Origin of the sequence: Acinetobacter sp. WY4, from assembly GCF_018438165.1 — a bacterium.
Lineage (GTDB): Bacteria > Pseudomonadota > Gammaproteobacteria > Pseudomonadales > Moraxellaceae > Acinetobacter.
In genome coordinates this window covers 1,042,967-1,056,546 of sequence record NZ_CP053947.1, presented here as the reverse complement: position 1 = coordinate 1,056,546, position 13,580 = coordinate 1,042,967, and the positions used below count along the sequence as shown (strand labels likewise).

13 protein-coding genes are annotated in these 13,580 nt (G+C 43.8%); 9 read left to right on the top strand and 4 right to left on the bottom strand.

From position 1 onward, the window contains the following. Positions 1-227 precede the first annotated feature (227 nt). Both G4D73_RS04965 and G4D73_RS04960 read left to right on the top strand, forming a co-directional pair. On the top strand, positions 228-713 hold the full coding sequence (locus tag G4D73_RS04965) for a YaiI/YqxD family protein (RefSeq protein WP_171260766.1): 486 nt from the start codon (positions 228-230) through the stop codon (positions 711-713). Positions 714-734: 21 nt separating this feature from the next. After that, positions 735-1,649 carry a DMT family transporter gene (locus tag G4D73_RS04960; protein ID WP_213687515.1) on the top strand — a complete coding sequence of 305 codons (915 nt, stop codon included), beginning with the start codon at positions 735-737 and terminating at the stop codon, positions 1,647-1,649. A 9-nt stretch (positions 1,650-1,658) separates the two neighbouring features. On the opposite strand, the gene G4D73_RS04955 is transcribed toward G4D73_RS04960, so the two are convergent. Continuing rightward, positions 1,659-2,222, bottom strand: a complete 564-nt coding sequence (locus G4D73_RS04955; RefSeq protein ID WP_138742869.1) for a PilZ domain-containing protein — start codon at positions 2,220-2,222, stop codon at positions 1,659-1,661. A gap of 26 nt (positions 2,223-2,248) precedes the next feature. Between G4D73_RS04955 and G4D73_RS04950 the strand changes: the two genes are divergently transcribed. The 3 genes from G4D73_RS04950 to G4D73_RS04940 all read left to right on the top strand — a co-directional run bounded on the left by G4D73_RS04950 (position 2,249) and on the right by G4D73_RS04940 (position 6,709). Continuing rightward, positions 2,249-3,484: a lipoprotein-releasing ABC transporter permease subunit gene (locus G4D73_RS04950; protein WP_004645695.1), complete on the top strand. Its 1,236-nt coding sequence runs from the start codon at positions 2,249-2,251 to the stop codon at positions 3,482-3,484. Beyond that, positions 3,477-4,160: a lipoprotein-releasing ABC transporter ATP-binding protein LolD gene (gene lolD / locus G4D73_RS04945; RefSeq protein ID WP_004645694.1), complete on the top strand. Its 684-nt coding sequence runs from the start codon at positions 3,477-3,479 to the stop codon at positions 4,158-4,160. Before G4D73_RS04950 ends, lolD begins: the two co-directional genes overlap by 8 nt. 86 nt (positions 4,161-4,246) lie before the next feature. Next, positions 4,247-6,709, top strand: coding sequence for a DNA internalization-related competence protein ComEC/Rec2 (locus G4D73_RS04940; protein WP_213687514.1), 2,463 nt, complete (start codon positions 4,247-4,249; stop codon positions 6,707-6,709). On the opposite strand, the gene G4D73_RS04935 is transcribed toward G4D73_RS04940, so the two are convergent. Continuing rightward, positions 6,698-7,672 carry a lysophospholipid acyltransferase family protein gene (locus G4D73_RS04935; RefSeq protein ID WP_213687513.1) on the bottom strand — a complete coding sequence of 325 codons (975 nt, stop codon included), beginning with the start codon at positions 7,670-7,672 and terminating at the stop codon, positions 6,698-6,700. The genes G4D73_RS04940 and G4D73_RS04935 overlap by 12 nt on opposite strands. A 125-nt stretch (positions 7,673-7,797) precedes the next feature. Between G4D73_RS04935 and sppA the strand changes: the two genes are divergently transcribed. Further along, positions 7,798-8,820, top strand: coding sequence for a signal peptide peptidase SppA (gene sppA, locus G4D73_RS04930; protein WP_004731760.1), 1,023 nt, complete (start codon positions 7,798-7,800; stop codon positions 8,818-8,820). Beyond that, entirely contained in the window at positions 8,817-9,620 is an 804-nt protein-coding gene (locus tag G4D73_RS04925) for an alpha/beta fold hydrolase (RefSeq protein WP_213687512.1), read from the top strand. Before sppA ends, G4D73_RS04925 begins: the two co-directional genes overlap by 4 nt. A gap of 64 nt (positions 9,621-9,684) precedes the next feature. Here G4D73_RS04925 and purN read toward each other — a convergent pair whose 3' ends face one another. Together purN and purM are read right to left on the bottom strand one after the other, a co-directional pair. Continuing rightward, the gene (gene purN, locus G4D73_RS04920) at positions 9,685-10,314 is read right to left on the bottom strand and encodes a phosphoribosylglycinamide formyltransferase (RefSeq protein WP_213687511.1); all 630 of its coding nucleotides are present in this window, start codon (positions 10,312-10,314) and stop codon (positions 9,685-9,687) included. 6 nt (positions 10,315-10,320) lie between these two features. Beyond that, on the bottom strand, positions 10,321-11,391 hold the full coding sequence (gene purM, locus G4D73_RS04915) for a phosphoribosylformylglycinamidine cyclo-ligase (protein ID WP_005103864.1): 1,071 nt from the start codon (positions 11,389-11,391) through the stop codon (positions 10,321-10,323). A gap of 135 nt (positions 11,392-11,526) precedes the next feature. Here purM and cxpE point away from each other — a divergent pair, with 135 nt between their 5' ends. Both cxpE and hda read left to right on the top strand, forming a co-directional pair. Beyond that, entirely contained in the window at positions 11,527-12,747 is a 1,221-nt protein-coding gene (gene cxpE, locus G4D73_RS04910) for a chloramphenicol efflux transporter CxpE (RefSeq protein WP_004279126.1), read from the top strand. Positions 12,748-12,761: 14 nt separating this feature from the next. Beyond that, positions 12,762-13,466: a DnaA regulatory inactivator Hda gene (gene hda, locus G4D73_RS04905; RefSeq protein WP_004645685.1), complete on the top strand. Its 705-nt coding sequence runs from the start codon at positions 12,762-12,764 to the stop codon at positions 13,464-13,466. Positions 13,467-13,580 lie beyond the last annotated feature (114 nt).

Genomic DNA, 13,580 nt, shown 5'->3' with positions numbered 1-13,580 from the left:
GTATTTATAGTTAATCGAGGGTCATTGCGATTTTTCAAGTCAATCGAATGAATTTTAAAATTAAAATGCCAGTCAAATGAAGTCAATTTTTTTTCTCGCGTGAATCATGCCAGTTTTACCGGGCACATACTTTTTAAAATATTGATGACAGATGCAATGAAAATGGAGCGATTTAATCATCAACCTGATCACTGCAATTTGCTAGAATAACCATGATTTATACCTTAATGGGAAGCCCTGTGTTGCCATTCAAACTTTGGGTCGATGCCGATGCATTGCCCCGTATTCTGCGAGATGTGATTATTCGTGCTTCGGATCGCTATCAGCTAGAAGTCACTTTTGTTGCCAACCAACCAGTCGGAATAACTCCTTCGATCAGAATTAATTCAATTCAGGTGATGAGTGGGGCGGATGCTGCGGATAAAGAGATTATTCTGCGCATGAAAGAGCATGATATTGTCATGACCCAAGATATTCCCTTGGCTGCGGAAGTGATTGAAAAAGGCGGAATTGCGATTCATCCCCGTGGTGAAATTTATACTACGGCCAATGTCAAAGCGCGCTTACATCTGCGCGATTTTATGGACAGCTTACGCGGAGCGGGCGTGCAAACGGGCGGTCCGCCACCGATTTCAGAACGGGATAAACGCGAATTTTCCAGCGCACTCGATCAGACCATCCAAAAACAAAAACGTAAAACTTCCGCGCTTTAAGCCTTATTCAGAGTGACTCGCATGCCCACACAAACCAATATGATTGCCACCTATCTTTTATTGGTTTTTATCTGGGCGACGACACCGCTAGCTATTGTCTGGAGTGTGACGGATTTGCATCCGCTCTGGGCTTTGGCATTGCGTTTCTTTTTGGCTTTGCCTTTTGCATTTGCCTTGTTGTGGCTATTTAAAACCCGTTTTCCCTTAGATAAATTATCCATGCACAGTTACCTGGCTGGCGCATGCAGTTTTATCGGCTCACAGATTTTCACTTATCTGGCCACGGATTATCTGAGTTCAGGCATTATTGCCCTGATGTTCGGACTGGCGCCGATTATTACCGGTTTAATTGGCCGTTTTGTATTTCAGCTTAAGCTCTATCCTTCGCAGTGGGGTGGTATGGCGATTGCCTTGCTGGGTCTGGGCATTATCTGTGTCGGTGGCAAAGATCAGCATATTCAGCCGATTGGCATAGGCCTGATGTTGCTCAGTGTTTTTATTTACTGTGTTTCGATGTTCTGGGTGAAAAAAGTTAATGCACCTCTCGAACCTATGGCACAAGCGGCCGGTTCTATTGCTGTTTCAGCGGTCATGGCCTGTGCCATGTTGCCATTTATCTGGCAATTTGCACCAACCCAGATCCCACAGGCTAAATCGCTGATTGGACTCAGTTATGCTGTAATCATGGCTTCCCTGATTGCGATGTTCTGTTATTTTAAACTGGTGCAAAAAATCAAGGCGACTACTTTGTCATTGACCACCGTATTGACGCCGATGCTGGCCTTATTTGTCGGGGTGATTCTGAATGATGAAAAATTATCGGGTGGGGCCGTGTTCGGTGTCATTATCTTACTGGCTGGTTTGTTGTTATATTTTTCCAGAGAAATTAAAGCGAGCTATAACGCTCGCCTTTCATCGTCCAGCAGTACTGACTAAAGCAGGAATTTAGGCAAAGTGAGCCTTGACGCATTCACCCAGTTTGACCCGGTCTTGCGGATGCATGGTAATAAAATATGCACCAGTCCGATATTTGCCATTTTCTTCTTCGCGACTGTAGGCCACCTGAGCGGTTGCTGCAATATGGAAGAAATTTTCCGGATGACTCAAAGTCACGTGCAGATAGGTGCCTTCAGCGATAGGGCGCTCATTAAAGAAACTAAAACCGGTTTCTGAAAAGTTCACTTGCTCTGGTACAGGTAACATGCTTTGTACAATTGCGTCATACAAAGAACCGGTAATAAGGTTTAACTTTTGATTAAATAAGGATAAGATTCGAGCAATTTGTTGATCTTTTTCAGATAATTGTTCTAATTCGTAGTTAACCGCATGATCAAATTGATCTAGTTCTGCAAGTAGTAGAAAATAGCGGGGCAAGACGAAGTTAGGATCGTAAGGATCATTCAAGGCAACATCATCGGAAATAATCTGATAATTAATTCGTAAGGCAGCATCGATTCGAGACATGACGCGTCTTTCCGTAAATCCGTTTGGATGCTGTACATTTTCCATAATTTATTACCTCGGACTAGATGGTTATGTTCAAACCAATCTCGCTGTATATAGGGTTGAAATATACTCGCGCACGGCGTAGTAACCACTTCATTTCTTTTATCGCGTTGGTCTCAATGATCGGCCTCACACTCGGTGTGGCAGTCCTCATTACAGTGTTGTCTGTGATGAATGGTTTTGACCGAGAGTTAAAGAATCGTGTCTTAGGAATGATACCCCAAGCGACTGTTTCCTCAACACAAATTTTAACAAATTGGCCGGAACTTGCAAAGCAAATTGAAGGGCATGAACATGTCCAGGGAGTCGCACCTTTTACTCAATTACAAGGCATGCTGACCGCACAGGGTCAGGTCGCCGGCATTATGGTCAGCGGGATCGAACCCGAGTATGAGAAAAAAGTTTCGATCATACAAAACCATATGGTTGAGGGCAGTATCGACAGCCTGAAAAAAGGTGAATTTGGTATTGTTTTGGGCAAGCAAATGACCGATGCCATGGGTGTGGGTTTAAATGACAATATTACTCTGGTTTTGCCAGAAGCCACCCCATCACCAGCTGGTGTCGTCCCGCGTTTCAAGCGTTTTAAAGTAGTGGGAATCTTCAGTATTGGTGCTGAAGTTGACTCGATGATGGGTTATATCGCTTTAAATGATGCCTCGACCTTGCTGCGTCTACCGGATGGTGCGCAGGGTGTGCGTATGAAGCTGGATGATATTTTCCTGGCACCACAAGTGTCTCAGGAAATTGTGCGTGATTTGCCGGGGAATTTCTATGCTTCGGACTGGACTTATACCCATGGTAATCTGTTCAGCGCGATTCAGATGGAAAAAGCCATGGTCAGCCTGCTTTTATTCCTGATCGTTCTAGTCGCGGCATTTAATATTGTGTCTTCACTGGTGATGGTGGTGACGGATAAAAAATCGGACATTGCCATTTTAAGGACTTTGGGGGCTTCACCTGCCACCATTACCAAAATCTTTATGGTGCAAGGTACCGTGATTGGGGTGATTGGAACTTGTGCAGGGGCCATCCTCGGGATTATTGCGGCAACCAGTATCAGTAGCTTTATTGGCTGGCTCAACAATACTTTAGGCCTGAATATGTTTGATGCCTATTTTATTAACTACTTACCTTCGTATCTGCGCTGGCAGGATGTCTTGGTGATTGTAGGCTTGTCACTGGCACTCAGTTTTGTCGCGACAATTTATCCGGCTTTACGTGCAGCAAAAATTCAACCGGCAGAGGCTTTGCGTTATGAGTAATCTGATTTTAGATGCCCAGAATATTCACAAATCCTTTACCGATGGCAAGGCCACTGTCGATGTGATTCGCGGCTTGTCGCTACAGGTAAAAGCAGGTGAGTTTGTTTCGATTGTAGGTTCAAGTGGTTCAGGCAAAAGTACCTTATTACATGTTTTGGGTGGATTGGATCGCCCGACGTCAGGTCAGGTCATGGTGAATGGCCGCCGTTTTGATACCTTGTCTGAAGCAGAACGCGGTTATGTGCGGAATGAGCATTTGGGCTTTGTTTATCAGTTTCATCACCTGTTGCCAGAATTTACGGCACTGGAAAATGTGGCCATGCCGCTGATGTTACGCGACAACATGAAGTTTAAGGAAGCCAAACAGCAGGCCGAATATTTGCTGGAACGTGTTGGTCTTTCGCATCGTCTGACTCACAAGCCGGGTGAATTATCCGGAGGTGAGCGTCAGCGTGTAGCTTTGGCGCGTGCAGTGGTCGGTAAACCTAAACTGATGATGGCCGATGAACCGACCGGAAATCTAGACCGCAAGACTGCAGCAAAGATTTTTGAACTGCTGACCGAATTGCAACGTGAGTTCAATATGGCGATGCTGATTGTGACGCATGATGAACAGCTAGCCCATGCAGCAGATCGGATTTTACATATGCAGGATGGTCTCTGGATTGAACCATAAATAACGAGAATATTCGCATTTGATTGAAGCTCACTCCGGTGGGCTTTATTATTGGGCAAAATAATAACAAGACAGAATAAGATTCAATGTTGCAGTGGCTATGTATTGGCTGGATTTTAGGCCTTGCGTGTATGGGGAAAAGTTTCCTGTCTGTTCAACTGAGCGGAACGGCAGTTTTGATCGTTGCGCTGTTGTGGTATCTGTGTTGCCATAAATTAAAGCTCATCTTGAATACACCACTGCGAAGCTTGTTGATCACTGGATCAAGCCTGCTTTTGGGACTATTTTTAGGTCATGCTTATGCCAATCTGCAACTGGCTGAACGTTTATCCAAGCGAGAACACGAGGTATCTGAAAAAGAAATCGTGGTCTATATCAAAGAGCTGAATAAACTGGGCGATCAGAATATCCAGCAAGCCCTGCATGTGCTTAACCCTGATGGCACTACAGTTAAGTGGATGGGTTTTCTGCCAGTTTCAGATCCTGTCATATCCAGTTTAGGAAATGATGTAACCAAACAGCAGACTCTTGAACTGGGACACTATTATTTATTACAAGGCCAGATTCGACCTAACCATAGTTATGCGACACCGGGTGCTTTTGATGCAGAAAAATGGGCCTTGCAGCAAAATGTTATGGCCGGGTTTAGGATTAAACATATCCAAGAGTTGCAACCGCAACAACTCTATGCACTAGGTCATGCTAAATATCTACGTCAGCAGAAAAATTTGAATCAGCGATTTTTGCTTTGGGTAGAACAGCAGCGACTGACCTTAAGAGAGTTTGTGGCCACACAACCAGTACAGCAGAAAGGCTTGTTACTGGCTCTATTAAGTGGTGATGAAAGTCTCTTGGATCAAGCGACGGAACAGCAATTCCAGCGTTTTGGCATGAGTCATTTACTGGCGATTTCCGGACCGCATGTGCTGATCTTTGCTTTTATCGTCTGTGGCACCTTGCAATATCTGATTTCAAGGTACGCACCGCAGATTTATCTGAAATGGCCAAGGCAGTATTTTTTGAGTCTGCCTTTTTTGTTATGTGTATTACTGTATTGTGCCTTTGTCGGTTTTGAGATTCCGGCGCTACGCACTTTACTGATTTGTGTGATTGTAACTTTAACCTTGCTGCTCAGGCAAAGTGTGCAGCCATTAAAACTGCTGATTTTAAGTGCTGCCTTATTATTGCTCTTTGATCCTTTTAGCATTTTGTCGGCCGCATTCTGGCTGTCTTATGGAGCCTGTTTTGTCTTGCTGCGAATCTATCAAACCATTCAGCAGCAACCGAATCAAACAATACAAACAGCATTACAACTGCTGTATTTTGCAATGAAAGTTTTAGTGGAGTCGCAGTGGAAAATTTTTCTGGCCCTGTTTCCCTTAATGATGCTGTTTTTTAAGCAGGTGGCTTGGATTACCCCGCTAAGCAACCTGGTAGCCATCCCGTGGATTGGCCTGCTGATAGTTCCCGTAGATATTCTGGCGGCTTTATTATTTTTCATCTCTGAACCACTTTCGAGTCTGCTGTTTCAGCTCAATGATATTTTTATTCATATACTGCTGGCATTTTTGAATCTGCTTGATCAGCTGTTTGCGCCCCAATTGATTCCGGTGGCTATGAATGTCTGGATGATTGCTCTATGTATTTTGGGCTTGTTAATTGTCTTTTTACCACGGGGCTTAGTACCCAAAAGTTGGACAGCACTTGCCTGTGTACCGCTGTGCATTCCTCAAATTAATCAGCATGCATTTCAGCTGTCTGTTCTGGATGTCGGGCAGGGACAGGCCATTTTCATTCGGGATGGGCAAAAGAGCATGATGATTGATATGGGCGGCTATTATGATGAAGAAAAATTCAGTATTGGTCGGCAAGTGATTATGCCGTTTTTGTCTGTGCAAGGTGTTGGAGAACTGGATCAACTAATTTTGACTCATCTGGATCAGGATCATAGCGGTGCTTATTTCAGCATTAAAGATCAATTAAACATCAAGCAAGTGTCATCCAATCAGATGCCTGAAACCGCTACTTCTTCAAGCTTTCAGTTTTGTTATGAAGGACAGCAATGGCAATGGTCTGAAGAGATTAACTTTAAAATTCTGGCACCTCGGCAGCAGCAGTTAAATACGCCAAACTTCAATAAAAACGACCGATCTTGTGTGATATATCTGCAAGTTAAAAATGCCGGACCGTATCAAAAATTTTTACTGATGGGGGATGCGGGTTGGGAAACTGAATATCAGTTACTCCAAGATTATCCGGAACTTCAGGTCGATGTGCTGGTACTCGGCCATCATGGCAGTCAGCACAGTTCAGCCTATCAATTTTTAGAAGTTTTGCGACCTAAATTGGCGATTGCCTCGGCTGGGAAATTTAATCGCTATGGCCACCCGAGCCAACTGACGCAGCAACGGTTAAAAGCTCTTAATATTCCCTTATTGACCACGGCAGAACAGGGGAGTGTACACTTCCAGCAACAAGGCTCAGAACTGGTGCTTTCTGCCGAACGACATGAATGGCGGTGGTTGTATCGTCAGCCTTTAAGTCACTGATTCCAGCATCGGCAAAACTTCATGGGCGTCTTGTGTTCTCAACGCATTTACTTTGTCCAAGGCTTGTTCATGTTCAAGTTTATAGAGATTTCCTAAATCTTGATGCGCATTAAAGCGTTTATAACTCCAGTGATAATGTTCCGGATGGCGGCGAATTAAATTTTCAATACTGTTGATAATGACTTGCGTACCTTGATTGGCATTGCCACTATAAATTTTTTCATCAACCGTTTCGATAAAGATATCGAATCCATCTGCAGTATTACGTAGAGCATATAAAAACAGGGCGCGCGCTTTGGTCTTTTGAATCAGCTTAGCACTCAAATTACTCGTAGCTAAAGGCACACCGAAATAGGGAATATATTCACCACCGATATTCGGGGTATGATCCGGCAGGATGACCGTAGTGCCGCCTTGTTTTAAGGCCTTAAAAATCTGACGGACGCCAGATTCATCGGTCGGCACCAGATGCGCTTGTTCACGACTACGGGCGGCCCGTACAAATTGATCTGCAGCCTGATTTTTCACAGGTTTGTACATAATGGTCATTGAGGTGAACTGGGCAATATAGGCATTCATAATTTCCCAGGTACCAAAATGCGGCACGATTAACACGAGGCCTTTATTTTGTGCAATGGCATCATGAAGTAGATCTTCGCCAATAACGCGATGAACGCGTTTAAGATTTTTCTGATTGCTTGAGCCCCAAATAGTAAAGAACTCGAAATATGACATTAATTCATTGCGAACCGCAGCACGGTTAATCTGTTCACGTTCCTGATTAGACAGTTCTGAAAGACTGATTTCAAGGTTGAGACGAATGACTTCCGAAGTTTTAGTGACTTTAAAACTGTTCACAATAAAGGCCAGAATACGGGCCATCCAGCGAGAAACCGGAAGCGGTTGGCGGCTAATGTATTTGAGTAATCCGTAAGCTGAATTCCGTGAGCCCTGTTTCGTCATTGATTTCGTCTAAGTACAAAAAAAGAGAACAAAATTTATTATAGGCGAAAACGTTTTGTTTAGACAGAATTACCCGATTCAGTGTATATAATGGATTCAATATAAATCAATTTATTGGATTATTTATGTCCGATTGGCCACCAAAACCTGAAAATCAAATACAAAATACGCAACAGCCAGTTCAACCGACTGGTCCGGAATGGAAATTGCTTGAAAAAGCAGTTTTAGCTTCGGTAGAAGAACAGCGCCGTGCACGCCGTTGGGGAATTTTCTTTAAATTTCTGACTTTTGCTTATCTGCTTGTTGTCATTTTGGCATTAGGCAAAAGCTGTAGTTCAGTTTCTTCAGATGCTAGCGCTGCTGCGGGTTCGCATATCGCAGTCGTGGATATTGTGGGTACGATTGCAGCCGACAAGCAGAGCGTCAACAGTAGCAATACCATCAAATCATTGAAAAAAGCCTTTGAAAATAAACAAAGTAAAGCAGTGGTGCTGAATATCAACTCACCTGGCGGTTCACCGGTACAGTCCGATGAAATCTGGCAGGAAATTCAGTATCTGAAAAAACAGCATTCTGGGAAAAAATTGTATGCCGTGATTGGCGATACTGGTGCTTCAGGTGCTTATTATATTGCTTCAGCTGCGGATGAAATTATTGTCAATCCATCGAGCTTGGTCGGTTCAATTGGGGTGATCATGCCGAATTATGGTGTGACTAATCTATTGCAAAAATTAGGTGTTGAAGATCGCACCATGACTTCAGGTGAAAATAAAGCTTTGCTGTCTATGACTCAGCCGGTTGATCCTGCGCAAAAAGCCCACGTACAGGGTGTGCTGGATAATGTGCATGGTCACTTTATTAATGCAGTTAAACAAGGACGTGGCAATAAATTGAAATCCAATGATCCTGCTATTTTCTCTGGCTTGTTCTGGACCGGTGATCAGGCGGTGAAATTAGGTATTGCGGATCGTATCGGTAGCTTAAATACCTTGAAACGCGAACTGAAAACTGAAAAAGCGTTGAATTACACCATTGAATATAGTCCATTTGAATCAGTCTTGGGTCGTATGGGTTCATCGATTGGGGATGGAATTGCTTCTTCAGTTGCACAGAAGCTTCAGTCAGAAAATAGCACGACACTGCAATGAAACCACTGATTCATTTCGCGCACGCCAATGGCGTGCCATCTAAAGTCTATCAAAAGCTGTTTGATGAATTGCAAGATGATTACGATATTATCTATGTGCCGCTTTTAGGGCCGGATAAGCGTTATCCGGTTGATAACCATTGGAAAAGCCTGACCCAGCAAGTGATTGACAGTATTGTACGTCAGTCACATGGGCGACCTGTCATTGGTCTGGGGCATTCTTTGGGATCTGTGTTAACTCTGCAGGCGACTTTGCAGCGTCCGGAACTGTTTTCACAAATGATCATGCTGGACCCGCCGATGATTATGGGCAAAGAAGCCTTTGCCTTGCATATTGCGAAAACTTTTCGCTTAAAAGCATTGGATAAAATGTCTCCGGCCGGTCTGTCCAAACGCCGTCGTGACCATTGGGATTCACGTGAACAAGCCGCTGAATTGCTGCGCCCTAAAGGTTTTTATCAGGATTTTGATGCAGATTGCTTCCAAGCTTATATTGACCATGCCTTGCAGGATGATCACATCCGGGGTGGGGTAGAACTCACTATTCCTAAAATGGATGAGGTCGCAGTCTTTAGAACCAATCCGTCACTATGGTGGTTGCCTCAGGCAAAACCCAAAATTCCTGTGCATTTAGTTGTGGCTAAGAAAGGTCCATTTCTGGCCCGCAAGTTCCCGCAGCAAGTGCAAAAGAAGTTTGGTATTCCTTTTACCGTAGTCGATGGCGGGCATATGTTCCCATTGGAACAACCTGATCAAGTCGCGAGCTTGGTAAAGCAATTGATTCAGCAACAGTCTGCCTGAGTCATCGAATGTATTGGAAATAAAAAAACGCATCCGAGGATGCGTTTTTTATTTCTAAACTTTTTTAAAACTTGCAGAATTGAACAGGCGCTTGCATTTTCTCATTTCGATACAGCACACCATCTTCAGTATGTTGAATCGTTCCGCTACAAATCCATTCTACAACTTGTGGATAGATCACATGTTCGAGGGTATGCACACGTGTTGCCAAGCTTTCTACCGTATCGTGGTGAGAAACCTTGAGAACACCTTGAGCAAGCGCTTGCCCTGCATCCAGCTCAGCAGTAACATAATGCACTGTACAGCCATGCAGAACATCACCGGTATTGAGTACACGCTGATGCGTATGCATGCCTTTATAATGAGGCAATAGGGAAGGATGAATGTTCAACATTTTCCCTTCCCAGGCTTTCACAAACTTTTCACTTAAAATTCGCATAAAGCCGGCAAGTACCACCAGATCTACATCCCAGTCCGAAAGCTGTTGATGCATGACATCATCAAAAGTTTCACGATTCGGATATTGCTTGTGTTCAATAACTGCAGTCTGAATGTCTGCCTGTTGTGCACGCGTTAAAGCAAAGGCTTCAGGTTTATTGGAAATTACGCCCACAATTTGCCCTGAAAGATTGGCATCAATCAAGGCTTGCAGATTTGATCCACTACCTGAAACAAGTACAGCAATTTTAATCATGCGAAATTACGCAAAGATCACACGAATTTTTTCGTCTGCACCTGCAACTGATTCAGCATTGTCTTGAATCTGACCCATCGCCCATGCATTTTCGCCAAGCTGGTTAAGTAGTTCAACAGTTTTGTCTGCATCAGCTGCATCAACAACCAGCACCATGCCGACGCCACAGTTGAAAGTACGGTACATTTCAAACTGTTCTACGCCGCCTTCACGTTGTAGAAGCTTGAATAGCTCAGGCCATTCCCAAGAAGATTCATTTACCAACGCTTGAGCACCGTTTGGAAGTACGCGAGGTAAGTTGCCTGGTAAACCACCACCAGTGATGTGTGCCATCGCATGCACATCAACGTGTTTTAACAGTTCAAGAATTGGTTTCACATAAATGCGTGTTGGTTCCATTGCAGCATCTGCAAGTGGGCGACCATCCACGATTTGATTTAGATCAACGTTTTTCACGTCTAAAATTTTACGAAGCAGTGAGTAGCCGTTTGAGTGCGCACCTGAAGAAGCTACACCAATTAAAACGTCACCCGCTTTGACTTTAGAGCCATCAATAATTTTGCTTTGCTCAACAACACCGACACAAAAACCTGCAAGATCGTAATCTTCGCCTTCATACATGCCTGGCATTTCAGCAGTTTCACCGCCAACTAATGCACAGCCAGCAAGTTCACAACCAGCGCCAATACCAGTGACTACATTTGCAGCAACATCAACATTTAAGTGACCAGTTGCATAATAATCAAGGAAGAACAGTGGCTCAGCACCACAGACAAGAAGGTCATTCACGCACATTGCAACCAGGTCTTGACCAATTGTGTCATGACGGTTCAAATTCAGTGCCAGACGTAATTTTGTACCAACACCATCTGTGCCAGATACGAGAACAGGTTCTTCATAACCTTTAGGAATTTTACAAAGTGCACCAAAGCCACCTAGACCGCCCATAACTTCGGGACGTGAGGTACGCTTAGCGACAGATTTGATACGATCGACTAACGCGTCGCCCGCCTCAATGTCGACACCTGCATCTTTGTAGCTTAAACCAGTGTTTGGGGTAGAAGTTGAGTTGCTCATAATGAAGTCTCCGCATTCGCGGGTGCGATTATAACCTGAATATGTAAAACTCTTATGGTATTTGTGGCCTAAAATGCTATCTTTATTAAAATATTTTAATTTTTAGAATGATTAATAGAGAAAAGGCAAGATTCTATGGTCGATCGTACTTTACGGCGCATTCTTATACTTGCTGGTATAGCATTGATACTTTGGGTTTTATATTTGCTTAAACCAGTTGTAGTTCCTTTTGTTGCAGCTTTTCTAATTGCTTATTTATTTAGCCCCTTGGTTAATGTTTTGCACCGCATTGGGCTGGCTCGATGGCTCTCGATCAGTATCGTATTTATCGGGATTGGGATCGTGGTTACATTGGTGATGTGGTATCTGGTGCCACTAGTCTGGCAGCAGCTGATGTATGCGCGTGATAGCATTCCGGCCGGGATTCACTGGATCAATTACACGTTTCTACCTTGGCTTTCTGATAGCTTTAATCTGGTACCAATGGAAATCGATACCGATCAGATTTCCTCAGTCGTAATGGACTATGTCCAGACCAATTATAGTGCGGACAGTATTCAGGCAATGCTGCTAAAACTGGCACAATCTGGCCTGAATTTTATCCAGATTGGTGGCACGATTGTCCTGATTCCGATTATTGCCTTTTATTTCTTGCTGGATTGGGATCGTATGCTGGACAGCTTACGCCGCCTGATTCCCCGTCCTTATGAAAAAACAACCTTAAATATTGTGAGTGAATGTCATAGTGTCTTAGGTGCCTTTGTCAAAGGTCAGTTCCTGGTCATGGTTCTGTTGGGCGTGGTTTATGCAGTGGGACTGCAACTGATTGGCCTGGAGATTGGCTTGATCATCGGGATGATTGCCGGATTGTGCAGTATCATTCCGTATCTTGGTTTTGCGGTTGGAATTATTGCCGCAGTCATTGCAACCTTTTTCCAATTTGGAATCGACTGGTGGCAGCTGGTACTGGTGGGGATTGTATTCATGGTGGGTCAGGCTGTAGAAGGCTATATCCTACAACCGTTCTTACTAGGTGATAAAATTGGTCTTTCTCCTGTAGCTGTAGTATTTGCAGTTCTGGCAGGTGCGCAACTGGCCGGATTCTTGGGTATGCTGATTGCCTTACCAGTGGCAGCCGTGATTGTGGTACTGCTGCGGCATATCCGTGAGTATTATGAACATACGCCATTTTATGGTGATCAGGCTGTTATCATACAAGATGCATCTACCGGTTCAATCAATATTGAAACAGCAGACTTAGATGTTGATATTGAAATGAAAAAGCCACAGAAAAAACCGCTGCAAGCAGAGGAGAACTCAAGTAAAATTCACGATCCACATCGTAAAGACTCATAAGGCCAAAAAATCGTATGCGTCAATTGCAGTTAGATATAGAACCTCAGCTCGATGCCCGAATCAGTGATTTTTCAGGGCCGGGTTGGGGGCATGTCATTGATGCTGTCCGTCAATTACATGCAGGCCTGATCAACCAATTTTATGTCTATGGGGGAGCCGGTACAGGTAAAAGTCATTTGTTGTCTGCCATCTGTGACTCTTATCTGGAAGTAGGTAAATCTGCAATTCAGGTATCTTTGCTTGAGCTTTTAGATGCACCGACTGAGGCGATTACTTCTCTAGATCGTTTTGATCTGGTAGCACTTGATGATATCGAAGCGATTAGTGGCGTACCCCATTGGCAACGCGCAGTATTTCACTTGATTAATTATAATAATGAAGGTGGTGGGCAGTTGGTGTTTTCGTCACGTTTTGCACCTATCGAACTCAAACTCGAATTGCCAGATTTACAATCCCGTCTCACGCAGGCGGTCAGTACCCGTGTTCCGAGTGGCAGTTTGTATGCTGATCGCTATGCGCTGGTTTCCTCGGTACTCGATCGTCGTGGGATCCATTTAGACCCTCAAATCTTTGACTATTTACTAAGCCATGGGCCACATCAAACTTCAGTGCTGCTTCAAAGATTAGAGCAGATTATTCAATTGCTTAAAGGGGAAAAATTGAAAGTCAGCAATGCTAATCTGCGGCAGATATATGCCTTGATTGACGAATATCGGTAAAATATAAAAATTCTTGAGTAATTACTCAGTCTATGACACAGTAAGGCAAAATAATTCGCTGTTGCAAGGATTCTGCAACTTTAGAAGAAAAAGAAAGAAATAAAAATTAAGGAG